21 protein-coding genes are annotated in these 23,102 nt (G+C 72.9%); 20 read left to right on the top strand and 1 reads right to left on the bottom strand.

The window, feature by feature from the left end; genetic code table 11:
- The first annotated feature begins 29 nt into the window (after positions 1-29).
- From ACN9MS_RS14675 to nucS, 20 genes are all read left to right on the top strand, one after another.
- Positions 30-1,394 carry a homoserine dehydrogenase gene (locus tag ACN9MS_RS14675; RefSeq protein ID WP_426309242.1) on the top strand — a complete coding sequence of 455 codons (1,365 nt, stop codon included), beginning with the start codon at positions 30-32 and terminating at the stop codon, positions 1,392-1,394.
- Positions 1,394-2,497 (top strand): threonine synthase, encoded by a 1,104-nt coding sequence (thrC, locus tag ACN9MS_RS14670; protein WP_426309241.1) that lies wholly within the window; start codon positions 1,394-1,396, stop codon positions 2,495-2,497. Before ACN9MS_RS14675 ends, thrC begins: the two co-directional genes overlap by 1 nt.
- Positions 2,497-3,423 (top strand): homoserine kinase, encoded by a 927-nt coding sequence (gene thrB, locus ACN9MS_RS14665; protein ID WP_426309240.1) that lies wholly within the window; start codon positions 2,497-2,499, stop codon positions 3,421-3,423. Before thrC ends, thrB begins: the two co-directional genes overlap by 1 nt.
- Positions 3,424-3,685: 262 nt before the next feature.
- Positions 3,686-5,824, top strand: coding sequence for a transcription termination factor Rho (gene rho / locus ACN9MS_RS14660; RefSeq protein WP_426309239.1), 2,139 nt, complete (start codon positions 3,686-3,688; stop codon positions 5,822-5,824).
- Between the two features lie 166 nt (positions 5,825-5,990).
- The gene (gene rpmE / locus ACN9MS_RS14655; protein ID WP_047232891.1) at positions 5,991-6,209 is read left to right on the top strand and encodes a 50S ribosomal protein L31; all 219 of its coding nucleotides are present in this window, start codon (positions 5,991-5,993) and stop codon (positions 6,207-6,209) included.
- Between the two features lie 163 nt (positions 6,210-6,372).
- A complete protein-coding gene (gene prfA, locus ACN9MS_RS14650) occupies positions 6,373-7,476 on the top strand; it encodes a peptide chain release factor 1 (RefSeq protein ID WP_426309238.1) in 1,104 nt (367 codons plus the stop codon).
- A complete protein-coding gene (gene prmC, locus ACN9MS_RS14645) occupies positions 7,469-8,458 on the top strand; it encodes a peptide chain release factor N(5)-glutamine methyltransferase (protein ID WP_426309237.1) in 990 nt (329 codons plus the stop codon). Before prfA ends, prmC begins: the two co-directional genes overlap by 8 nt.
- The gene (locus ACN9MS_RS14640) at positions 8,455-9,183 is read left to right on the top strand and encodes an L-threonylcarbamoyladenylate synthase (RefSeq protein WP_426309236.1); all 729 of its coding nucleotides are present in this window, start codon (positions 8,455-8,457) and stop codon (positions 9,181-9,183) included. Before prmC ends, ACN9MS_RS14640 begins: the two co-directional genes overlap by 4 nt.
- Positions 9,180-10,436 carry an MraY family glycosyltransferase gene (locus tag ACN9MS_RS14635; RefSeq protein WP_426309235.1) on the top strand — a complete coding sequence of 419 codons (1,257 nt, stop codon included), beginning with the start codon at positions 9,180-9,182 and terminating at the stop codon, positions 10,434-10,436. The genes ACN9MS_RS14640 and ACN9MS_RS14635 overlap by 4 nt, the downstream gene beginning before the upstream one ends.
- Positions 10,433-10,927: a hypothetical protein gene (locus ACN9MS_RS14630; RefSeq protein ID WP_426309234.1), complete on the top strand. Its 495-nt coding sequence runs from the start codon at positions 10,433-10,435 to the stop codon at positions 10,925-10,927. Before ACN9MS_RS14635 ends, ACN9MS_RS14630 begins: the two co-directional genes overlap by 4 nt.
- 229 nt (positions 10,928-11,156) lie before the next feature.
- Positions 11,157-11,951: a F0F1 ATP synthase subunit A gene (gene atpB / locus ACN9MS_RS14625; RefSeq protein ID WP_313664203.1), complete on the top strand. Its 795-nt coding sequence runs from the start codon at positions 11,157-11,159 to the stop codon at positions 11,949-11,951.
- Between the two features lie 108 nt (positions 11,952-12,059).
- Complete coding sequence (locus ACN9MS_RS14620; RefSeq protein WP_141389322.1) at positions 12,060-12,293, top strand: ATP synthase F0 subunit C; 234 nt, start codon at positions 12,060-12,062, stop codon at positions 12,291-12,293.
- Positions 12,293-12,895, top strand: coding sequence for a F0F1 ATP synthase subunit B (locus tag ACN9MS_RS14615; protein WP_375809343.1), 603 nt, complete (start codon positions 12,293-12,295; stop codon positions 12,893-12,895). Before ACN9MS_RS14620 ends, ACN9MS_RS14615 begins: the two co-directional genes overlap by 1 nt.
- Positions 12,895-13,710: a F0F1 ATP synthase subunit delta gene (locus ACN9MS_RS14610; protein WP_389276141.1), complete on the top strand. Its 816-nt coding sequence runs from the start codon at positions 12,895-12,897 to the stop codon at positions 13,708-13,710. Before ACN9MS_RS14615 ends, ACN9MS_RS14610 begins: the two co-directional genes overlap by 1 nt.
- A 108-nt stretch (positions 13,711-13,818) precedes the next feature.
- Entirely contained in the window at positions 13,819-15,450 is a 1,632-nt protein-coding gene (gene atpA / locus ACN9MS_RS14605) for a F0F1 ATP synthase subunit alpha (RefSeq protein WP_389276138.1), read from the top strand.
- 2 nt (positions 15,451-15,452) lie between these two features.
- The gene (locus ACN9MS_RS14600) at positions 15,453-16,349 is read left to right on the top strand and encodes a F0F1 ATP synthase subunit gamma (RefSeq protein ID WP_047232901.1); all 897 of its coding nucleotides are present in this window, start codon (positions 15,453-15,455) and stop codon (positions 16,347-16,349) included.
- A gap of 91 nt (positions 16,350-16,440) precedes the next feature.
- The gene (gene atpD, locus ACN9MS_RS14595) at positions 16,441-17,922 is read left to right on the top strand and encodes a F0F1 ATP synthase subunit beta (RefSeq protein ID WP_426309233.1); all 1,482 of its coding nucleotides are present in this window, start codon (positions 16,441-16,443) and stop codon (positions 17,920-17,922) included.
- Between the two features lie 102 nt (positions 17,923-18,024).
- Positions 18,025-18,291 carry a F0F1 ATP synthase subunit epsilon gene (locus ACN9MS_RS14590; protein WP_047232903.1) on the top strand — a complete coding sequence of 89 codons (267 nt, stop codon included), beginning with the start codon at positions 18,025-18,027 and terminating at the stop codon, positions 18,289-18,291.
- Positions 18,292-18,304: 13 nt separating this feature from the next.
- On the top strand, positions 18,305-18,721 hold the full coding sequence (locus tag ACN9MS_RS14585) for a DUF2550 domain-containing protein (RefSeq protein WP_047232904.1): 417 nt from the start codon (positions 18,305-18,307) through the stop codon (positions 18,719-18,721).
- Positions 18,722-18,785: 64 nt separating this feature from the next.
- A complete protein-coding gene (gene nucS / locus ACN9MS_RS14580) occupies positions 18,786-19,481 on the top strand; it encodes an endonuclease NucS (protein WP_426309232.1) in 696 nt (231 codons plus the stop codon).
- A 109-nt stretch (positions 19,482-19,590) separates the two neighbouring features.
- Here nucS and ACN9MS_RS14575 read toward each other — a convergent pair whose 3' ends face one another.
- A complete protein-coding gene (locus ACN9MS_RS14575; protein WP_426309231.1) occupies positions 19,591-22,971 on the bottom strand; it encodes an MGH1-like glycoside hydrolase domain-containing protein in 3,381 nt (1,126 codons plus the stop codon).
- Positions 22,972-23,102 lie beyond the last annotated feature (131 nt).

Below are 23,102 nucleotides of genomic sequence, written 5' to 3'. Positions count from 1 at the left end.
CCGTCCTGACCACCCGAGGAAGGTCCGTCGTGCCCCCTGCCGCCGAGTCCCACCCGCCCCTGCGCGTCGCCCTGCTGGGGTGCGGCGTCGTCGGCACCCAGGTCGCGCGGCTGCTGACGGAGCAGGCGGACGACCTCGCCTCGCGCGTGGGCGCCCGCCTCGAGCTCGTCGGGATCGCGGTGCGGAGCACGGCCGCCCCGCGCGCCGCCGCGATCGACCGCTCGCTGCTCACCGAGGACGCCGAGGGCCTCGTTGCGCGCGCGGACATCGTCGTCGAGGTCATGGGCGGCACCGAGCCCGCGCGGTCGCTCCTGCTGCGCGCGATCGACGCCGGCGCCGCCGTCGTCACGGCGAACAAGGCGCTGCTCGCCGAGGACGGGCCCACGCTCTACAAGGCCGCCGACGCGGCCGGCGTCGACATCTACTTCGAGGCCGCCGTCGCGGGCGCGATCCCCATCGTGCGCCCCGTGCGCGAGTCGCTCGCGGGCGACCGCGTGCGCCGCGTGCTCGGCATCGTCAACGGGACGACCAACTACGTCCTCGACCAGATGGCCACCACGGGCATGGACCTCGAGGAGGCCGTCAAGGAGGCGCAGGACCTCGGTTACGCGGAGGCGGACCCGACGGCCGACGTCGAGGGGTACGACGCCGCGGCCAAGGCCGCGATCCTCGCGAGCCTCGCCTTCCACACGCGCGTGTCGCTGGACGACGTCGCGCGCGAGGGCATCATGTCCGTCACGGCCGACGACGTCGCGTGGGCCGCGCAGACCGGCCACGTCATCAAGCTCCTCGCCATCGCGGAGCTGCGCGACGGCACCACGGCAGGCACCCCGGTCGGCGCAGGGGCGGGGTCGCCCGCGGGCGTCTCCGTGCGCGTGCACCCGGCGCTCGTGCCCACGTCGCACCCCCTCGCGAACGTCCGCGGGTCGTTCAACGCGGTGTTCGTCGAGGCGGAGTCCGCGGGCGAGCTCATGTTCTACGGGCGTGGCGCGGGCGGCGCCCCGACGGCGTCGGCCGTCCTGGGCGACGTCGTCTCCGCCGCGCGGCACCGCGTGCTCGGCGGCAAGGGCCCGCAGGAGTCCACCTACGCGGAGCTCGCCATCCTGCCCGCGAGCGCGGCCGTGACCCGCTACCAGGTGCGCCTCGACGTCGACGACCGCCCGGGCGTCCTCGCGCAGGTCGCGCACGCGCTCGCCGAGCACGGCGTCTCCATCGAGGCGGTCCGTCAGCCGACGGCACCGGGCGTCTCCGACGTCGCCGAGCCCGGGGTCGCCGAGCTCCTCATCACCACGCACGCGGCGCCGGAGTCGGCGCTGTCCGCGACCGTCGCGGCGGTCGCCGAGCTCGAGCCCGTCCGCACGATCACGTCCGTCCTGAGAGTCGAGGGAGCCTGATGGCCCACCAGTGGAGAGGCATCATCGCCGAGTACGCGGAGCGTCTGCCCGCGCACGTGTCCGAGCGCGTCGTCACGCTCGGCGAGGGCGGCACGCCGCTCGTCGAGGCACCGGCGCTCTCCGCGCGCACGGGCGCGCAGGTCTTCGTCAAGGTCGAGGGCATGAACCCCACGGGGTCGTTCAAGGACCGCGGCATGACGACGGCGATCTCCGCCGCCGCGGGGCGCGGCGCGCAGGCGGTCGTGTGCGCCTCGACGGGCAACACGTCGGCGTCGGCCGCGGCGTACGCGGTGCGCGCCGGGATGACGTGCGCGGTCCTCGTCCCGGACGGCAAGATCGCGATGGGCAAGCTCAGCCAGGCGATCGCGCACGGCGCGCGCCTGCTCCAGGTCGACGGGAACTTCGACGACTGCCTCGTCGCGGCGCGCAAGCTCGCCGACTCCTACCCGGTCGAGCTCGTCAACTCCGTGAACCCCGACCGCATCGAAGGCCAGAAGACCGGCGCGTTCGAGATCGTCGACGCGCTGGGGGACGCGCCCGACATCCACGCGCTGCCCGTCGGCAACGCGGGGAACATCACGGCGTACTGGAAGGGGTTCCGGGAGTACGCCGGCCAGGGCGCCCCGGGTCACGCGGGGGAGGGCCTGCCGGCCGTCGCGACGCACGTGCCGCAGATGTGGGGCTTCCAGGCCGCGGGCGCCGCACCGATCGTCGCGGGCCACCCGATCACCGAGCCGGAGACGATCGCGACCGCGATCCGCATCGGCAACCCCGCGTCGTGGGAGCTCGCCGAGTCGGCGCGCGACGACTCGGGCGGCGTCATCGAGGCCGTCACGGACGAGCAGATCCTCGCGGCGCACCGGGTCCTGTCGAGCGAGGTCGGCGTGTTCGTCGAGCCCGCGTCGGCGGCCGGCGTCGCGGGGATCCTGGCGCGCGCCGAGCGCGGGCTCGTGCCCGCGGGCGCGCGCATCGTCGTCACGGTCACGGGCCACGGGCTCAAGGACCCGCAGTGGGCGCTGCGCACGCTCGACGGCAGCGAGGTGACGCCGACGCGCGTGAGCGCCGACGTCGTGTCCATCGCCGACGCCCTCGGGCTCGACTGATGCAGCTCGGCGCGGACCACGTGCGGGTGCGCGTCCCGGCGACGAGCGCGAACCTCGGCCCTGGTTTCGACGCGCTGGGTCTGGCGCTCGCGCTCCACGACGTGCTGGAGGTGCGCGCGCTCGCGACCGACGAGGTCGTGGTCGACGTCGAGGGCGAGGGCGCCGGCGAGGTTCCGGGCGACGAGACGCACCTCGTGGTGCGGGCGCTGCGGGCCGCGCTCGACGTGGCCGGCGCACCGCAGACCGGGTTGCACCTGACCTGCGTCAACCGCGTCCCGCACGGGCGGGGCCTCGGCTCCTCGGCGGCCGCCGTCGTCGCGGGCATCGTGGCGGCGCGGGCGCTCGTCGCCGACCCGTCGGTCCTCGACGACGACGTGGCGCTCGGCCTCGCGACCGCCATCGAGGGGCACCCGGACAACGCGGCGCCCGCGCTCCTGGGCGGTGCGACCGTCGCGTGGGACGCGGGCCAGGTCGCCGGGCCCCGTGCCGCGCGGCTGGACGTGCACCCCGACGTCCGGGCCACCGTGCTCGTGCCCTCGGCCCGGCTCGCGACGAGCCGGGCGCGGGGGGTGCTCCCGACGCACGTGCCGCACGCCGACGCCGCCTTCAACGCGGGGCGTGCGGCCCTCCTCGTCGAGGCGCTCGCCCGGCGGCCCGACCTGCTGCTCGACGCGACGGACGACCGCCTGCACCAGGCCTACCGGGCCGACGTCATGCCGTCGTCGTTCGAGCTCGTGCAGGCGCTGCGGGCCCGCGGCCTCGCCGCGACCGTCTCGGGTGCGGGCCCGACCGTCCTCGTGCTCTCGGCGGCGGACCGGCTGGGGGAGGTCGCGCGCGTCGCGGACTCGCTCGTCGGGGGGACCGCGGACTGGGCGGTGCACCGTCTCGACGTCGACACGCGTGGCGTCGTGGGCGAACGGCTCTGACCTCGGGCGTGCCGGTGCTAGGATGGTTCCCAGCCTTCGGTCACGCTCTCGCACCAGTACATCCGCACGCGGAGCGCGCTCTCGCCCACCGGGTGTGCCGCGACCGAGCAGTCCGAGAGAAGGCAATCCAGCCCCGCGTCAGATGACGTCGTCGTACCACTGACGCGTGGCGACACCTACGCACCGGCCGTCACGGCCGGGCGTCGACCACCCGCGGCCCGCCCTCTGAGCGGCGGGCGCAAACGAGGGGGAAGGGTCCTTCGTGACAGACACCATCGACACCGCCACGAGCAGCGCGACCGGTTCGGCCGCTGCCGGCGGGAACGCCCGGACCGGCGCGCTCTCCACGCTGCGCCTCCCGGAGCTGCAGGCTCTCGCCTCGCAGCTCGGGGTCAAGGGCACGTCCAAGATGCGCAAGGGCGATCTTGTGGACGTCATCCGCGCCCGCACCGGCGAGCAGGGCGCGTCCGAGCGCCCCGCCACGCCGCGGCGCGACACGGACGGGGCGAACGCCGCGGGCCGTGAGACGAGCGAGGCGCCCGCCGCCTCCGGGCGCGGCCGCAGCCGCCGCGCCGAGCGCCCCGCCGCCAGCCCGGCGGGCACCACCGACACCGCGACGACGGCGCGTCAGGACGCGCCCTCGGCCGCGAGCCGCGAGGAGCGCACCGCCGCTCCCGTGCTCGACCTGCCCGTGCGCGCCGACGAGCAGCGCACGGAACAGCGGGGGGAGCGTCGTGACGGCCGTCGTGACTCCCGCTCGGAGGCCGCCGCCGCGGTCGCCGAGGCGCTCGGCGAGCAGGGCGTGCGCACGCGCGACACCTCGAACGAGTCCGTCGACGAGCGCGCCGCGCGCGCCGCCGCGGCGGTCGGCCTCGTCACGGGCGAGCGGGGTTCGCGCCGTGCGGGCCGCGGTGCCGGCGCCCCCCGGACCGGCGAGGGTGACGGCGACGCGCCGCGCGCCGACCGCCAGCGCGACCAGCAGGGCGGCGAGCGCCAGCGCGACCAGCAGGGCGGTCAGCAGCGCGAGCAGCAGAGCGGCGGCCAGCAGACCCGCGGCGAGCGCCAGGCGGACCGGCGGGACGACCGCCAGCTGCTGGACGACGAGCGCGGCGGACGCCGGCGTCGGGGTCGTGACCGCGGCCGCGAGCGCGACCGCAAGCGCGGCCGCAACCGCCAGGGTCCGGACGTCGCGGGCCTCGACGACATCGAGGTCAACGAGGACGACGTGCTGCTCCCCGTCGCGGGCATCCTCGACATCCTCGACAACTACGCGTTCGTGCGCACCAGCGGGTACCTGCCGGGCCAGAACGACGTCTACGTCTCGCTCGGCCAGGTGAAGAAGGCCGGCCTGCGCCGCGGTGACGCGGTCACGGGCGCCGTGCGCCAGCCGCGCGAGGGCGAGAACCAGGGCAGCACGGCGCGCCAGAAGTTCAACGCGCTCGTGCGCCTGGACACCGTCAACGGCATGTCGCCCGACGAGGCGCGCCAGCGCCCCGAGTTCACCAAGCTCACGCCGCTGTACCCGCAGGACCGCCTGCGCCTGGAGAACACCGAGGCGACGCGGCTGACGCCGCGCGTCATCGACATCGTCGCGCCGATCGGCAAGGGCCAGCGCGGCCTCATCGTCGCGCCGCCCAAGGCCGGCAAGACGATCATCATGCAGCAGATCGCCAACGCGATCACGGCCAACAACCCCGAGGTCCACCTCATGGTGGTGCTCGTGGACGAGCGGCCCGAAGAGGTCACGGACATGGAGCGGACGGTGAAGGGCGAGGTCATCGCCTCGACGTTCGACCGCCCCGCGTCCGACCACACGATCGTCGCCGAGCTCGCGATCGAGCGCGCGAAGCGCCTGGTCGAGCTCGGCCAGGACGTCGTCGTGCTCCTCGACTCGCTCACCCGCCTGTCGCGCGCGTACAACCTCGCGGCGCCGGCTTCGGGCCGCATCCTGTCCGGTGGTGTGGACGCGTCCGCGCTCTACCCGCCCAAGCGGTTCTTCGGCGCGGCCCGCAACATCGAGAACGGCGGCTCGCTGACGATCCTGGCCTCGGCGCTCGTCGAGACGGGCTCGAAGATGGACGAGGTCATCTTCGAGGAGTTCAAGGGCACGGGGAACATGGAGCTCCGCCTGTCGCGCAACCTCGCGGACAAGCGCATCTTCCCGGCCGTGGACGTCAACGCGTCCGGCACGCGCCGCGAGGAGATCCTCCTGTCGCAGGACGAGCTGAAGATCGTCTACAAGCTCCGTCGTGTCATGGGCGCCCTCGACCAGCAGCAGGCGATCGAGCTGCTGCTCGGCCAGCTCAAGAAGACGCAGACGAACGTCGAGTTCCTGCTCCACGTCCAGAAGACCACGCCGGGCGGTCTTGCGGACGACGACAACGTCGGCCGCACGATCTGACGGTCGTCCGGCAGGAGCCGACGGCGGGCGGCCCCGGGAAGTTCTCGGGGCGCCCGCGCGTTCTGGCACAATGGTTCGTCGGCCTGCGATCGTCAGGCCGCCTGTCGCCGGTTCACAGGTGCGGTCGCCGCACCTGACCCGGAGACGTCACCCCAAGGAGAAAACCGTGAAGTCTGGTATCCACCCCGAGTACGTCGTCACCGAGGTGACCTGCACCTGTGGGAACACCTTCGTGACGCGCAGCACCGAGGCGTCGGGCAAGATCAGCTCTGACGTGTGCAGCGCCTGCCACCCGTTCTACACGGGCAAGCAGAAGATCCTCGACACCGGTGGCCGCGTGGCCCGCTTCCAGGCGCGCTACGGCAAGAAGGACGCCGGCAAGTAGCCGCTCCGCAGCGCCGGTGGTCCGAGCCCGACAACCTCTCCAGGGGCAGTCGGCGAGCTCGGACCACCGGCGCTGTTGCTTTGCCCGAGCGATCCTCCGATCCTCGCGCGGTCGCCGCCCCGGCGCGCCGGCCGCGACCCAGCCCGCCACCGAGGAGCACTCCGTGACCGAGTCGTTCGCCGCCGTCGAGCCGCTGCTGGCCGAGCACGCCGACATCGAGGGCCAGCTCGCCGACCCCACCGTCCACGCGGACGCCGGTCGCGCGCGCACGCTCGGGCGGCGCTACGCCGAGCTCAACCAGGTCGTCGGCGCGTACCGCGCGTGGCGCGAGGCGAGCGACGACGCCGAGGCCGCCGCCGAGCTCGCGGCCCTCGGGGGCGAGGACGGCGACGCGTTCGCCGCGGAGCTCCCGGGCCTGCGCGCCGCGGAGGAGGAGACGCGCGAGCGCCTGCGCCGCGTGCTCGTGCCCCGTGACCCCGACGACGGGCGCGACGTCATCCTCGAGATCAAGGCGGGCGAGGGCGGCGAGGAGTCCGCCCTGTTCGCGGGCGACCTGCTCCGCATGTACCTGCGGTACGCGGAGCGCCGGGGCTGGAAGACCGAGGTCCTCGAGTCCACCGAGTCCGACCTCGGCGGCTACAAGGACGTCCAGGTCGCGGTCAAGGCGCGCAGCACGCCGACCGACCCCGCCGACGGCGTCTGGGCGAACCTCAAGTACGAGGGCGGCGTGCACCGCGTCCAGCGCGTGCCCGTGACCGAGTCGCAGGGCCGGATCCACACCTCCGCGGCCGGCGTGCTCGTGTTCCCCGAGGTGGAGGACGCGGGCGAGGTCGAGATCGACCCGAACGACCTGCGCATCGACGTGTACCGCTCGTCCGGCCCCGGCGGGCAGTCCGTCAACACGACCGACTCCGCCGTGCGCATCACGCACCTGCCGACGGGGATCGTCGTGTCGATGCAGAACGAGAAGTCGCAGCTCCAGAACCGCGAGCAGGCCATGCGCGTGCTGCGCGCGCGGCTCCTCGCCGCCCAGCAGGAGGCGGCGGCCGCCGAGGCCGCGGACCTGCGCCGCTCGCAGGTCCGTACCGTCGACCGCTCCGAGCGCATCCGCACCTACAACTTCCCGGAGAACCGCATCGCGGACCACCGGACGGGGTACAAGGCGTACAACCTCGACCAGGTGCTCGACGGCGACCTCGACCCGGTCGTGCGCTCGGCGGTCGAGGCCGACGAGGCGGCCCGCCTCGCGAGCGCCGGCGATGCCTGAGCCGGTCGGTCCGAACCCGCCGTCGGACGCCCGCACCTCGACCTGGCTGCGCTGGGCGACGGCCGTCCTCGACGCCGCGGGGGTGCCGTCGGCGCGTGCGGACGCCGAGCTCCTGGTCGCTCACGCGCTCGCGGTGCCCCGGAGCGACGTGGCGCGTCGCGCGATCCTCGGCACGCCCGTCCCGGACGACGTCGCGCCCGCCCTCGCGGAGCTCGTCGCCCGGCGCGCGCGGCGCGTGCCGCTCCAGCACCTCGTGGGCACCGCGCCGTTCCGGCACCTCGAGCTGGCCGTCGGGCCGGGCGTCTTCGTCCCGCGGCCCGAGACCGAGCAGGTCGCGCAGGTCGCCGTCGACGAGGCCGGCGCGGTCGTGGCCGGAGCGGGACGCGCGACCGTCGTCGACCTGTGCACCGGCTCGGGGGCGATCGCGCTCGCCGTCGCGACGGAGGTCGCCGGGACCGACGTGCACGCGGTCGAGCTCGACGCCGCCGCCCATGCCTGGGCCGAGCGGAACGTGACGGCCGCGCGCGAGGCGAGCGGCGTCGCCGTGCACCTGGTGCGGGGCGACGCCCGCACGGCGCTCGCGGGGCCCGCCGCCGACGGCGGTCTCGACGGCGCGGTCGACGTCGTCGTGTCCAACCCGCCGTACGTGCCCCCCGGCGCCGTCCCGCGCGACCCCGAGGTGGCCGACCACGACCCCGGCGTGGCGCTCTACGGCCTCGGGCCGGACGGTCTCGAGGTGCCGCGGGGGATCACGGCCGCGGCCGCGCGGCTCCTGCGCCCCGGCGGTCTCTACGTCATGGAGCACGCCGAGGTCCAGGCCGCGGCCGCGCGGGAGATGGTCGCGGCGACCGGCGCGTTCGTCGACGTCCGCACCGTCGTCGACCTCACGGGACGCGACCGCATGGTCGTGGCCCGGCGCTCGGGACCCGAGCACGCCGGTGACCCGGAGCCCGCCCGTGAGCGTGGAAGGATGGACCCGTGAGCTCCGTCCACCCCGTGACCGACCAGAACACCTGGGGCGCCGGCATCGACGAGGCGGTCAACGCGATCTCCCGCGGTGGCCTCGTCGTGCTGCCCACCGACACCGTCTACGGCATCGGTGCCGACGCCTTCGACGCCGAGGCCGTCGCCGCGCTCCTCGCGGCCAAGGGCCGTGGCCGGCAGATGCCTCCGCCCGTGCTCGTGCCGGACGCGCGCACGCTCGACGGCCTCGCCACGGACGTGCCCGACGCCGCGCGCCGCCTCGTCGAGGCCTTCTGGCCCGGCGGCTTCACGATCATCCTGCGTGCCCAGCCCTCGCTCGCGTGGGACCTGGGGGAGACGCACGGGACCGTCGCGCTGCGCATGCCCGACCACCCGGCCGCGCTCGCGCTCCTGCGCCGTACGGGCCCGCTCGCCGTGTCGTCGGCGAACGCGACCGGCCGTCCCGCGGCCCTCGACGTCGACGACGCGCAGGCGCAGCTCGGCGACGCCGTGACGGTCTACCTCGACGGCGGCACGGCGCCCGGCGGGGTGGCGTCGACCATCGTCGACGCGACGTCCGCCACGCTGCGCGTCGTGCGCCAGGGCGCGGTCACGCTCGACCGGCTCCGCGAGGTCGCGGACGTCGCGGGCCCGGACGACCCGCCCGCCGCCGCTCCCACCGACGCGCCCACCGACGCTCAGGACACCGACGACGCCGGGGAGCCGGAGGCGAACGGCGGGTGAGGGTCTACCTGCTCGTGATGCTCGTCGCCGCCGTGGTGACGTTCCTCGCGACGCCCTTCGCGCGCTGGGTCGCGCTGCGCACCGGCGCGATCACCGCGGTGCGCGACCGCGACGTCCACACGATCCCGACCCCCCGGCTCGGCGGGCTCGCGATGCTGCTGGGCCTCGTGGTGGCGGTGGTCTTCGCGTCGCAGATGCCGTTCCTCGAGAGCGTCTTCGTCAGCGAGGTCGCGGGCAGGCTCGTGGCGGACTCGCGGGCGTGGGGGATCGTCGGCGCGGCCGCGATCGTCTGCCTGCTCGGTATCGCCGACGACATCTGGGACCTCGACTGGATGACGAAGCTTGCGGGGCAGGTGCTCGCCGCGGGCTTCATGGCGGCCCAGGGAGTCGTCCTCTTCACGCTCCCGCTGGGGATCGGCGAGCAGCAGCTCATCTGGTCCTCGCGCCTCCAGCTCGCCGCGACGATCCTCGTGGTCGTCGTCGCGATGAACGCGGTCAACTTCGTCGACGGCCTGGACGGCCTCGCCGCGGGTCTCGTCGCGATCGGTGGCACGGCGTTCTTCGTCTACTCCTACGTGCTCACGCAGAAGGCGAGCGCCGACGACTACTCGAGCCTCGCGACGCTCGTGATCGCCGCGCTCGTCGGCATCTGCGCCGGCTTCCTGCCCCACAACTTCCATCCCGCGCGCATCTTCATGGGGGACTCGGGCTCGATGGTCCTCGGGCTCGTCATGTCCGCCGCGTCCATCGTCGTGACCGGCAAGATCGAGACCGACGCGCTCTCCGGCGCCCAGCAGATCCCGGCGTTCATCCCGATCCTGCTGCCGCTCGCGGTGATCCTCCTGCCGCTGCTCGACATGGGCATGGCGGTCGTGCGCCGCGTCGCGCGCGGGAGGTCGCCGTTCCACCCGGACCGCATGCACCTGCACCACCGCATGCTCGCGATCGGGCACTCGCACCGGCGCGCCGTGCTGATCCTCTACGTCTGGACGGCGGTGTTCGCGTTCGCCGCGGTCGCGCTCGTCCAGTGGCACTGGCACGGCGTGGCCGTGGGCCTCGCGGTCGCGGTCCTGGTCTCCGCGGTCCTCACGCTCGGCCCGCTGCGCACGCGCGGCCGGTTCCTCGACGACGACGCCGCGACCACGACGTCGTCCGTGCCCGTCACGCCCACCACCTCCGACGACGACCCGAGCGAGGCCGCCCCGCCGTCCTCGCCCGCCGTCACGACCCCGCCGAAGGAAGCACTGAGATGACGACGAGCCAGCCCGAGCCCGCCCAGCCGAACGGCGGGCAGCCTGCCGAGCAGTCCGCCGAGCAGACGATCGGCCCCCACGGGCAGGCCGTGCGCGCGGTCTTCCGGACCGCGCTGCGGGACGTCCTCGTCCTGCTCGGCGCGCTCACGGTCCTCGGCGTCGCGATCGGCGCGCTCGTCGCCGGTCTGCCGGGCGTGTGGGGTGCCCTGCTCGGGGTCGGCGTGGCGCTGCTCTTCTCGGCCACCACGGTCTGGGCGATGCTGCGCACGGTGGACGCCAGCCCGTCGACGACCGCGGCGGTCGTCATGGGGAGCTGGCTCGCGAAGATGGTCGTGCTCATCGTGATCCTCGTGGTCCTGCGCGGCATGGACTTCTACGACCGCTGGGTCTTCGCGGGGGTCCTGCTCGTCGGCGTCGTCGGCTCCGCGGTGCTCGACTACCGGGCCGTGAGCAGGGGGCGCATCCCCTACGTCGAGCCCGACGCCCGCTGACCGACCACGCCTCTACCAGGCGGGCAGCGCCCGGGCCAGGGACCAGTTGCCCGGAGCGCATGAGCAAAATGTCACAAGCGCCACCAGATCGGCGTGAGCACGCCGATCCATACGTTAGGCTACTGGCGAATCCATGACGGCCAGGTCCGACGGCGTGCCCACCAACGAGTGACGGCTGCCCGGACCACACGACCATTGGGAGTCCACCCTGTCCACGCTTGCGACCCCCGTGCTCCTCGCTGCTTCCGAGAGCGAAGGTGGCTTCCACGCGCCGTCGATCGCCGACTTTTTCCCGCCGGCCATCCTCTTCGAGGGCACCATCTTCCAGATCGACCGCATCTGGATCATCCGGATCGTCGCCACCGTCGTCCTGCTGACGATCTTCGTCATCGGGGCCCGTCGGGCGCGACTCGTCCCCGGACGCCTCCAGAACGCGCTCGAGATGCTCATCGACTTCGTGCGCGTCCAGATCGTCGAGGAGATCATGGGGAAGGAGACCGCCCGGCGGTTCGTCCCGATGATCGCGACGATCTTCTTCGCCGTGCTGGCCTTCAACATCACGAGCGTGATCCCGTTCCTCAACCTGGCCGGGACCTCGCGCATCGGACTTCCGATCGTGCTCGCGCTCTGGGTCTTCGCGACCTACTGGGCGGTCGGCATCAGGAAGCACGGCCTCGGCGGATACCTGAAGAACAACCTCTTCCCGCCCGGTATCCCGTGGCCCATCTACCTCATCGTGACGCCGATCGAGCTGCTGCAGATCCTCATCATCCGGCCGGCCTCCCTGGCCATCCGACTCGCGGCCAACATGATCGCCGGTCACATCATGCTCGTCCTGTGCTTCGCCGCGACGCAGTACTTCGTCTTCGAGGCGGTGCCCGCGATGAAGGCCTTCGGCGCGCTCACCCTCGTCGGCGGCTTCGCGATCACGCTCTTCGAGATCCTGGTCGCCTTCCTGCAGGCCTACATCTTCGCCCTCCTCGCGGCGGTCTACATCAACATGTCGCTCGAGGAGGAGCACTGACCTCCGGGTCGTGCACCGACTCCGCTCCACCAGACACACCCATCAAGCGCAGTACCAACGCGACGCCCGGTCATCCGGTCGGGCGCCCAACGGAAGGAACGAGCAATCGTGGACGTCACCACTCTCGCTGAGGTCACCGGCAACATCGGCACCGTCGGTTACGGCCTCGCCGCGATCGGCCCGGGCATCGGCCTCGGCATTCTCATCGGCAAGACCATCGAGGGCATCGCCCGTCAGCCCGAGGTCGCCGGCCAGCTTCGCGCCACCATGTTCATCGGTGTCGCGTTCGTCGAGGTGCTCGCGCTGCTCGGTCTCGTCGCCGGCTTCCTCTTCACGGCGTGATGTCGGCGCTGGCGACCGCCGCGCTGAACGTCGCGGCGGAGACGGGCGAGGAGCCGCAGGGCATCGACCTGTTCCTCCCCGCCGGGTACGACATCCTCTGGTCGTCCGTCATCATGATCGTCATCGCGATCGTCTTCTACAAGGCGATCCTGCCCAAGTTCCAGGCGGTGCTCGACGAGCGCACCGCGAAGATCGAGGGTGGCCTCGCCAAGGCGGAGTCCGCCCAGGCGGAGGCCGCGGCGGCGCTGGCGGAGTACCACCAGCAGCTCCAGGAGGCGCGCACGGAGGCGGCGAAGATCCGCGAGGAGGCGCGGGCCGAGGGCTCGGCCATCGTCTCGGACCTGCGGGCGAAGGCGTCGGACGACGCCTCGCGCATCGTCGAGACGGCGCACCGCCAGATCGAGGCCGAGCGCCAGCAGGCCGCGGTCTCGCTGCGCAACGACGTCGGTCTGCTCGCGACGGAGCTCGCCTCGAAGATCGTGGGCGAGTCGCTCGCCGACTCGGCGCGCCAGAGCCGCGTCGTCGACCGCTTCCTCGACGAGCTCGAGGCCGCGGGTCCCGCGGCGGCGAGCGCGGCGGGCACGGCATCCGAGGAGCGCTGATGCGCGGAACGAGCGGCGAGTCCCTGACGCAGGCGCGGGACCGGTTCGAGCCGGTCCTGCGCTCGGCGGGCGAGGGCGCGCTCGCGCTGGGCGAGCAGCTCTTCGCGGTCACCGCGGCGTTCGACGAGTCGGTGCCGCTGCGGCGCTCGCTCGCGGACCCGTCGCGGTCCGGCGCGGACAAGGCGGCCCTCGTGTCCGCCGTCCTCGCGTCGGGCTTCGACGAGCGCGTCGTGGACCTCGTGTCCGGCCTGGTCCGGTCCCGCTGGACCCGCGAGGGCGACCTCGCGGACGCGACCGAGCGCCTGGGCCTGGACGCGGTCCTCGCGTCGGCCGAGGCCCGTGGTGCGCTGGAGAAGGTCGAGGACGAGCTGTTCCGGACCTCGCGCGCGCTCGTCGGGCAGCGCGAGGCGCGGCAGGTCCTCTCCGACGACACGACCGACCCCGGACGTCGTGCCGCATTCGTGCACGCGCTGCTCGACGGCAAGGTCGACCGCGTCACCGAGGTGCTCGCGGTCCACGCGACGCGCGCGCTGCGCGGTCGCCGGTTCGTCCCGACGCTGGGGTGGATCGGGGAGATCGCGGCCGAGCGTCGCCAGCGCCTCGTCGCCTCGGTCACGTCGGCCGCGGTGCTCACGCAGGCGCAGCTCGACCGCCTCGCGGGACTGCTCGAGCGGGCCTACGGGCGCGCCGTGCAGCTCAACGTGACCGTGGACCCCACGGTGCTCGGCGGGCTGCGCGTCCAGGTGGGTGCCGACGTCGTGGACTCCACCGTGCTCTCCCGGCTCGCCGACGCGCGCCGTCGCCTCGTGAGCTGACGAGCGACCCTTCCGACCGACGACCGTCCTGCCGGCCACCGGCCGCACAACCGACAAACGTTCGACCGCACCCGAACCACGAGGTGCGGCCACGACAGGAGAAGAGCAATGGCTGAGCTGACGATCCGGCCGGAGGAGATCCGGGCCGCTCTGGACAGCTTCGTGAAGTCCTACGAGCCCGAGGGCGCCGTGTCCGAGGAGGTGGGCCGGGTCACCCTGGCCGCCGACGGCATCGCCCAGGTCGAGGGTCTGCCGGGCGCGATGGCCAACGAGCTGCTGCGCTTCGAGGACGGGACCCTGGGTCTCGCCCTCACCCTCGACGTCCGCGAGATCGGTGTCGTCGTCCTCGGCGAGTTCACCGGCATCGAGGAGGGCCAGGAGGTCCGCCGGACGGGCGAGGTCCTCTCGGTCCCCGTCGGCGACGGGTACCTCGGTCGCGTCGTCGACCCGCTGGGCAACCCGATCGACGGCCTCGGCGAGGTCGCCACGGAGGGCCGTCGCGCCCTCGAGCTCCAGGCGCCCGGCGTCATGGACCGCAAGTCGGTCCACGAGCCGCTCCAGACCGGTCTCAAGGCGATCGACTCGATGATCCCGATCGGCCGCGGCCAGCGCCAGCTGATCATCGGTGACCGCCAGACGGGCAAGACGGCGATCGCGATCGACACGATCATCAACCAGAAGGCCAACTGGGAGTCGGGCGACCCCGAGAAGCAGGTCCGCTGCATCTACGTCGCCATCGGCCAGAAGGGCTCCACGATCGCGTCCGTGCGCGGTGCGCTCGAGGAGGCCGGCGCGCTGGAGTACACGACGATCGTCGCGGCTCCCGCGTCCGACCCGGCGGGCTTCAAGTACCTCGCCCCGTACACCGGCTCGGCCATCGGCCAGCACTGGATGTACGGCGGCAAGCACGTCCTCATCGTGTTCGACGACCTGTCGAAGCAGGCCGAGGCCTACCGTGCCGTGTCGCTCCTGCTGCGCCGCCCGCCGGGCCGCGAGGCGTACCCCGGCGACGTCTTCTACCTGCACTCCCGCCTGCTCGAGCGTTGCGCGAAGCTCTCGGACGAGCTCGGCGCCGGCTCGATGACGGGCCTGCCGGTCATCGAGACCAAGGGGAACGACGTCTCGGCGTACATCCCGACGAACGTCATCTCCATCACCGACGGCCAGATCTTCCTCCAGTCGGACCTGTTCAACGCCGACCAGCGCCCCGCCGTCGACGTCGGCATCTCGGTGTCCCGCGTCGGTGGTGCCGCACAGGTCAAGGCGATGAAGCAGGTCTCCGGCACGCTGAAGCTCGAGCTCGCGCAGTTCCGGTCGCTCGAGGCGTTCGCGATGTTCGCGTCCGACCTCGACGCGGCGTCGCGCGGCCAGCTGAAGCGCGGCGCGGCCCTGATGGAGCTGCTCAAGCAGGGCCAGTACTCGCCGTACCCGGTCGAGGACCAGGTCGCGTCGATCTGGGCCGGCACCAAGGGCAAGATCGACGACGTCCCGGTCGAGGACGTGCGTCGCTTCGAGTCCGAGCTGCTGGACCACCTGCGCCGCAACACGGACGTCCTGTCGACGATCGCGGAGACCGGCAAGCTGTCGGACGAGACCGAGGCCCAGCTTTCCTCGGCGGTCGACGCGTTCCGCTCCGGGTTCCTCACGGGTGACGGCACGCCGCTCGTCGGTGGGGACACCGAGGACGAGGCCGAGACGGAGATCGAGCAGGAGCAGATCGTCCGGCAGAAGAGGGCCTGACGATGGCCGGATCCCAGCGCGTCTACAAGCAGCGGATCAAGTCGACGCAGTCGCTCAAGAAGATGTTCCGCGCGCAGGAGCTCATCGCCGCGTCGCGGATCGGCAAGGCGCGCGACCGCACGGCCGCCGCGTCGCCGTACGCCCGGGCGATCACCCGGGCCGTGTCGGCCGTCGCGACCCACACGTCGACGAAGCACCCGTTGACGAGCGAGCGCACGGACACCAACCGCGTCGCGGTGCTCGTCGTGGCCTCCGACCGTGGCATGGCCGGCGCCTACTCGGCGTCGATCATCCGCGAGACGGAGCGCCTCGTCGAGCGCCTCGTGGCCGAGGGCAAGGAGGTCGCGCTCTACGGGGCCGGTCGTCGTGCCATCTCGTACTACACGTTCCGCGGGCGCGAGCTCGCCGGGTCGTGGTCGTACGGGTCGGACGCGCCCAACTCCGAGGTCGCGGGCGAGATCGCGGACGCCCTGCTCGGGGCGTTCCTCGCGCCGGCGGCAGAGGGTGGCGTGAGCGAGCTGCACATCGTGTACACGCAGTTCGTCAACATGGTCACGCAGCGTCCGCGCGTCGTGCGGATGCTCCCGCTCGAAGTCGTCGAGGGTGTCGCCCCGGCGGGCAAGCACGATGTGCTCCCGCTGTACGACTTCGAGCCCTCGCCCGAGGCCGTGCTCGACGAGCTGCTCCCGCGCTACGTGCGCAGCCGGATCTTCAGCTGCCTCCTCGAGGCGGCGGCGTCCGAGCTCGCGGCACGTCAGCGCGCGATGCACACGGCGACGGACAACGCGGAGGACCTCATCCGCAACTACACGCGGCTGGCGAACCAGGCGCGGCAGGCGGACATCACCCAGGAGATCAGCGAGATCGTCTCGGGTGCCGACGCCCTGGCGGCGTCATGACGGGCCGCACGGCCCGCGCGGCCAGCACCATCACCGACATCCTGACCGACACCGCCGGGGACCACTCCGGCACTGCGAAGCGAGGCCAGCAATGACCGCCACCACCGTGGAAGCACAGGTCGAGCACTCCAGCGGTCCCGGCGTGGGCCGGGTCGCTCGTGTGATCGGCCCCGTCGTGGACATCGAGTTCCCGGCGGACGCGATCCCCGACATCTACAACGCGCTGACCGTCGAGATCGACCTCTCGTCGCAGGGCGAGGGCGAGAAGTCGTTCACGCTCACGCTCGAGGTCGCCCAGCACCTGGGTGATTCGCTCGTGCGCGCCATCGCCCTCAAGCCGACGGACGGCCTCGTCCGCGGCGCCCAGGTCACCGACACCGGCGCGCCGATCAGCGTGCCCGTCGGCGACGTCACCAAGGGCAAGGTCTTCAACGTCACGGGCGACGTGCTCAACGGCGCCCCTGGCGAGACGGTGGAGATCACCGAGCGCTGGCCGATCCACCGCAAGCCCCCGGCGTTCGACCAGCTCGAGTCGAAGACCACGATGTTCGAGACGGGCATCAAGGTCATCGACCTCCTCACCCCGTACGTCCAGGGTGGGAAGATCGGCCTCTTCGGTGGTGCGGGCGTCGGCAAGACCGTCCTCATCCAGGAGATGATCCAGCGCGTCGCGCAGGACCACGGTGGCGTGTCCGTGTTCGCCGGCGTCGGCGAGCGCACGCGTGAGGGCAACGACCTCATCGTCGAGATGGAGGAGGCCGGCGTCTTCGACAAGACCGCCCTCGTCTTCGGCCAGATGGACGAGCCCCCGGGCACGCGTCTTCGCGTCGCGCTCTCCGCGCTGACCATGGCGGAGTACTTCCGCGACGTGAAGAAGCAGGACGTCCTCCTGTTCATCGACAACATCTTCCGCTTCACGCAGGCGGGCTCCGAGGTGTCGACGCTGCTCGGCCGCATGCCGTCCGCGGTGGGCTACCAGCCGAACCTCGCAGACGAGATGGGTCTGCTCCAGGAGCGCATCACCTCGACGCGTGGTCACTCGATCACGTCGCTCCAGGCGATCTACGTGCCGGCGGACGACTACACCGACCCGGCGCCGGCGACGACGTTCGCGCACCTCGACGCGACGACCGAGCTCTCCCGTGAGATCGCCTCGCGCGGTCTGTACCCCGCGGTGGACCCGCTCGCGTCGACGAGCCGCATCCTCGACCCGCGCTACGTGGGCCAGGACCACTACGACGTCGCGACGCGCGTGAAGTCGATCCTGCAGCGCAACAAGGAGCTCCAGGACATCATCGCGATCCTCGGTGTGGACGAGCTCTCGGAGGAGGACAAGACGGTCGTCGCGCGTGCGCGCCGCATCCAGCAGTTCCTCTCCCAGAACACCTACATGGCCGAGAAGTTCACGGGCGTCGTCGGCTCGACGGTGCCGCTGAGCGAGACCATCGAGGCGTTCAAGAAGATCGCGGACGGCGAGTTCGACCACGTCGCCGAGCAGGCGTTCTTCAACATCGGTGGCCTCGAGGACCTCGAGCGCAACTGGGCGCGCATCCAGCAGGAGTACGGCGCCTGATCCGACGCAGTCGCGGGGCCGGGCCGCTCGGCCCGGCCCCGCGGGCGTCGCACCCGGACCCGGACACCACGCCGGGCATGAACCGCCCATGAAGGAGTTCCCGTGGCACAGCTGAACGTCGACCTCGTGGCGGCGGACCGCAAGATCTGGTCGGGCCGCGCGCAGCGGGTCACGGCCCCTGCGGCGGACGGCGAGATCGGCATCCTCGCGGACCACTCGCCCCTGCTCTCCGTGCTGCGCGAGGGCTCGGTGCGCATCGTGGCCGAGGGTGAGACCCTCGACGTGCGCGTCAGCGGAGGGTTCCTCTCCGTCGACTCCAACCAGGTCACGATCGTCGCGGACTCGGTCGAGTCCGTACCGGCCCGCTGACCCTCGCACGACCATGACGCCCCTGGCCTGGCTCGCGATCGGACTGCTCGTCCTCGTCCTGCTCGCGATCGGGCTGGGGGCGTGGCGTCTGCGCGCCCTGTCCCACCGCGTCGGGTCGTTCGAGTGCGGTGCACGGCGTGCGGGCGCGGCGGGCGCGCCCTGGGTCGCGGGCATCGCGCATTACGGCGTCGGTCGCATCGACTGGTGGCGGCTGTGGTCGGTGTCGATCCGCCCCGCCCGGACGTGGTCCCGCTACGACCTCGTCATCGCGGGCCGCGAGCCGTTCGTCGGCGACGGCCCCGACACCTACCTCGTCCGGTGCCGCTACCACGGCCAGGACTTCGAGCTCACGATGTCGCGCGCCGCGTACGAGGGGCTCGCCTCCTGGCTGGAGGCCGCGCCGCCCGGTCGGCGCGACGTCGTCGTCTGAGGCGTCGCCCGTGGGCTGACGCCGCGTCCCGGACCGCCCACCACCGACCCGGAGGACCTGCCTCATGCGTCTCGTCGTCGCCCGCTGCTCCGCCCGCTACACCGGCCGTCTCTCGGCCCACCTGCCGCTCGCGACGCGCGTGCTCATCGTCAAGGCCGACGGGAGCGTGCTGCTGCACTCCGACGGCGGCTCGTACAAGCCCCTCAACTGGATGAGCCCTCCGTGCTCGCTCGCGGTCCGTGCGCCGTCCGAGGAGGCGCGCGAGCGTGGCGTGACCGAGGTCTGGGCCGTGCAGCACGCCAAGAGCGACGACCGCCTCGAGATCGAGCTCCACGAGGTCCAGCACGACAGCTCGCACGAGCTGGGGGTCGACCCTGGCCTCGTCAAAGACGGCGTGGAGGCGCACCTCCAGGAGATGCTCGCCGCGCAGATCGAGCTGCTCGGCTCGGGGCACACGCTCGTGCGCCGCGAGTACCCGACCGCGATCGGCCCCGTGGACATCCTCGCCAAGGACGCGAGCGGCGCGACCGTCGCCGTCGAGATCAAGCGCCGGGGCGACATCGACGGCGTCGAGCAGCTCACGCGCTACCTCGAGCTGCTCAACCGCGACCCGCTCCTGGCCCCTGTGCGCGGCGTGTTCGCCGCGCAGGAGATCAAGCCGCAGGCGCGCGTGCTCGCGACGGACCGGGGGATCGGCTGCCTCGTGCTCGACTACGACGCGATGCGCGGTGTCGACGACGTGGACTCCCGCCTCTTCTGACGCGCGCGCGGCCCACCCGCACGTGCAGGCGGTCGTGGCCCGTCCCGCAGCGGGGACAGGCCACGACCGCACTGGTCGAGGAGTCAGAACCGTGGGACCTGCCGACCGATCAGCACGTGAGGGCCGCGTACGGCGCCGCGTGCTCGGTGACCCGCCCCGCGGCGTCGGTCACGCGGACCGTCGCCGAGCCCGCCGAGAGCGACGCGGCACGTGCGGAGAACGACTGGTAGGCGTTGGCACCCGGCGCGACGCCCATGACCGTGCGCGACCCGAACGGCGTCACGAGCTCGACGTCCACCGGGTCGCCCGTCTCGGTGCCGCCCGTCCCGACGTACGACGCACGGACCGCGACGTACGCCGTTCCGGCGAGGCAGCGCGGCACCGCGGTGACGTCGACCTGGGGCGTGGGCGCGCCGGCGGAGCGGGAGCGCACCTCGAACGACGCGATGCTCACCGTGCCGCGGTCGGCACGGAACCCGATCGTCGGGAGGAGTCCGGCGAGCACGTCGGGGTCGGACGTGTCGAGCGCGCCGCCGGTCGTCGTGCCGCCGTACCAGGTCCACTCGCCGTCCTCCTCGGCGAACACGTCGACGCGCGCGCCGTTCACCTGGAGCGCGACCCGGTCGCCGGGGCCGTAGCCCCGCAGACCGAAGTAGGGCGACGACCCGTCCGCGCCCCCGACGTAGTCGAGGCCCGCGGCGACGTTCGTGTGGTTGAACCACGCGAGCGCGTAGGTGCGGTCCGCGGCGGCGAGGCCGAGGAACAGCGAGTCCTCCTGCGTGCCCGCGCCGGAGAACGCGCCGATCTCCGCGACCACCACGGACGACGGCGTCGCGCGGGCCGTGCGGTGCCCGTACAGACCCCAGTAGCGCGCGTCGCCGGTCGCGGCGAGCGCCCCGTCCCCGGCCGCGACGGCGGGCAGCGCCTCGCCGGAGGGTCGGAGCGTCGCGTAGTCCGCGGTCGTGTCGGCGTCGAAGTCGTCGTGCAGCACGACGTCGTCGTACCAGTCCGGGTCGAACGCGAGCCGGGCGGTCGTGGTCGCGCGCGCCTCCTCGGGGGAGCTCGACCCGCCCCAGCGCACGACGGCGCCGATCCGCGCCTCGCTGCCGGGGACGGCGTCGGGCCCGGGCGTGACGTCCCACGACCGGGTCGCGCGGTCCCACGCGCCGAGGTCGAGCGGGCCTGCCTCGCCCACGGCGACGGCCGTCCAGCCGGCCGGGAGGTCGGGCGCGACCTCGGCGCCGGCTACGGCGTCGTCGCGCGTCGAGACGGTCACGTCGACGCGCGAGGCGCGTCCGACGGCAGGCTCCGCGGCCTCGACCCGCGCCGAGACGGCCCGAGACACGGGGCTCCACGACTCGAGCTCGGTCACGCCGACGGACTTCCCGGGCGCGGCGTCGAACGTGACGCGGTAGCTCGTCGTCTCGAGCGGCGGGAACGTGATGCGGTTCAGGCCGTTGCCCACGGGCTGCTCGGGCACGCGCGTCTGGTCGGGGACGACCTGCCAGGCAGCGCCGTCCCAGTACTCGAGCTCGTAGCCGACGGCGGGCTGGACGGCGTCGGCGTCCTGGTAGCCGTAGAAGCGGACGTCGCCGATCGTCGTCGGCTCGGCGAACTCGACCCCGAGCCAGTCGCGCGCGTTCGGTGAGGAGTAGTTCGACCAGCGCGTGTTCTGCGGCACCTCGTCGTACCAGACCTTGCCGTCGAGGACCCGCCACGCGTCGTCGTAGCGCCACGTGTACGACGCGACGGGTCGCGGGTAGGCGTTCTTGAGCGGGTTCGCCGACGTGTTGACGGCGTGGGGGAGCCGCTGCGGCTCACCGTTGGGCACCGGCACCTCGACCGGGTCGGCACCCTCGGCGACCGCGTCGGCGTCGGCGTGGAGGACCTGCTCGCCGTCCACGTAGACGCGCAGGCCTGCGCCGACCCCGTAGCGCGAGCCGTCGCGGTCGAACAGGACCGTGACGTTGCGCCCGTGGTACGGCACGTTCTCCGCGGCGAACCAGTCCCAGTCGGCGGGCACGAGCGGGTCGAGCACGAGCGAGTCGTCGGACTGCGGCTGGATGCCGAGGACGTCCTGGAGGACGAGGTCCACGTAGCTGGAGTGCAGGTAGTCCTCGGAGTGGTTGTTCCCGTCGTAGATCCAGTGGTCCTCGTCGGGGTGGTGCGCCTCGGCGACGTACGGCTCGCCGTCGCGGAGCTGCGTGCGCACGTAGGTGTCGAACAGGTCGAGGTAGTCCGCGCGCGTGAGGTCGCCCGCGGCGTCGTCGCGCAGCGCGGTCGCGACGCCGTCGAGCGTGAGCGACGTCGAGAAGGGCCACGACGGCCCGTCCCACTTGCAGCAGCCCTGGTCGGACGAGCGCCAGAAGTCGGGGGAGCGGCGCTCGGTCACCGTCGGGCCGTACGGCGCCGCGAACCCCTGCGGGTCGAGGAGCTGGTCGAGGGCGACCGCCTGCTCCGGCGAGGCGAGGCCGAACTTCCACGGGACGAACCCGACGTCGAGCCGGTCGCGCAGCGGCTCGTGGTCCGGGTTCTCCCAGTCCACGACGTCGTAGAAGAAGTCGCGCTCGTCGTCCCAGAGGGAGGTGTCCACGGCCTCGCGCAGCGCCGCGGCGCGGTCGCGGTACTCCGTCGCGGTCGCCTCGTCGCCGTTGAGCGTCGCGACCTCGACGAGCGCGAGCATGTCGCCGTAGAGGTAGGCGTTGATCGACGGCCGGAACGTGTGGCGACCCGCGTAGTCGCGGTCGGTCACGTACGACGCGGGCGAGCTCTCCTTGGCGTCGTACTCGGGCGTCTGCCAGTAGAGCCCGAGGTCGGCGTCGAACTGGTTCCCCCAGTCCTCGACGAAGGTCTCCAGCTCGGGCTGGAGCGCGCGGAGGCGGTCGAGGTTCCCGGTGACCTTCGCACGCTCGACGATCGCGGACACGGCCCAGAACGAGTACTGGTGCGCCCAGTCGGCGGCCTCGGGGTTCTGCGCGGGCTCGATCTGTCCAGGGCCCGTGAGCCAGTAGTCCTCGTAGTCGTCGAGGTAGCGCTGGTCGCGCAGCCAGCGGCCCTCGGCGAGCTGGTGGCCCGCCGCCGCGTTGATGGCCTGGTAGGGCGCGGCATAGCCGCAGCAGTCGAGGAACTCCGTGAGCACCCAGCCCGTACCGGGCTCGGTGTAGCGCAGGTGCTCCTTGAGCACGCGCCAGCGGTAGTAGTAGACCGCCTCGGCGTCCGCGTCGGGGAGGTCCACGACGGGGACGTTGGCCGCGTACCAGTCGGGGTCGGCGTAGCCGTCGAGCTTCTCGCGCACGTCGACGAACGAGGTCCCCGGCCCGATCTCGGGCCGGTCGAGGGGCGTCGTCGGGTCGTCGGTCGTGGTGCCCGGGGACGTGGCCGGAGCGGCCGCGGGGATCCGCGGCGTCGCCGCGACCGCCGGTGCCGCGAGGGCGAGGGCCAGAAGGCCGGAGGCGAGCGCCAGGGCGCCCGTCGAGCGTGGTCGTCGCATGCGTGTCCTTCGTCGTCGAAGAGCGGGCCCGCGCGGGTCATGGGCGCGGGGACATGACTGCGCTGTCGGCCACAGATTCCCACAAGAGCCAACAGAAAACAACAGTCAGGCGCGGGTGGCTCGTCGCGCGC

This window comes from Cellulosimicrobium sp. E-16, from assembly GCF_049913115.1.
In the GTDB taxonomy this organism is placed as follows: domain Bacteria; phylum Actinomycetota; class Actinomycetes; order Actinomycetales; family Cellulomonadaceae; genus Cellulosimicrobium.
This window is presented reverse-complemented; position numbering and strand designations above follow the sequence as displayed.

What these genes read in the sequence shown, in the direction of transcription:
- ACN9MS_RS14610 (WP_389276141.1), top strand. Translation starts at nt 12,895, where the DNA reads ATGCGCGGAACGAGCGGCGAGTCCCTGACGCAGGCGCGGGACCGGTTC.
- ACN9MS_RS14630 (WP_426309234.1), top strand. Translation starts at nt 10,433, where the DNA reads ATGACGACGAGCCAGCCCGAGCCCGCCCAGCCGAACGGCGGGCAGCCT.
- ACN9MS_RS14575 (WP_426309231.1), bottom strand. Translation starts at nt 22,971, where the DNA reads ATGCGACGACCACGCTCGACGGGCGCCCTGGCGCTCGCCTCCGGCCTT.
- nucS (WP_426309232.1), top strand. Translation starts at nt 18,786, where the DNA reads ATGCGTCTCGTCGTCGCCCGCTGCTCCGCCCGCTACACCGGCCGTCTC.
- ACN9MS_RS14600 (WP_047232901.1), top strand. Translation starts at nt 15,453, where the DNA reads ATGGCCGGATCCCAGCGCGTCTACAAGCAGCGGATCAAGTCGACGCAG.
- atpD (WP_426309233.1), top strand. Translation starts at nt 16,441, where the DNA reads ATGACCGCCACCACCGTGGAAGCACAGGTCGAGCACTCCAGCGGTCCC.
- prmC (WP_426309237.1), top strand. Translation starts at nt 7,469, where the DNA reads ATGCCTGAGCCGGTCGGTCCGAACCCGCCGTCGGACGCCCGCACCTCG.
- ACN9MS_RS14585 (WP_047232904.1), top strand. Translation starts at nt 18,305, where the DNA reads ATGACGCCCCTGGCCTGGCTCGCGATCGGACTGCTCGTCCTCGTCCTG.
- atpA (WP_389276138.1), top strand. Translation starts at nt 13,819, where the DNA reads ATGGCTGAGCTGACGATCCGGCCGGAGGAGATCCGGGCCGCTCTGGAC.
- thrB (WP_426309240.1), top strand. Translation starts at nt 2,497, where the DNA reads ATGCAGCTCGGCGCGGACCACGTGCGGGTGCGCGTCCCGGCGACGAGC.
- ACN9MS_RS14615 (WP_375809343.1), top strand. Translation starts at nt 12,293, where the DNA reads ATGTCGGCGCTGGCGACCGCCGCGCTGAACGTCGCGGCGGAGACGGGC.
- thrC (WP_426309241.1), top strand. Translation starts at nt 1,394, where the DNA reads ATGGCCCACCAGTGGAGAGGCATCATCGCCGAGTACGCGGAGCGTCTG.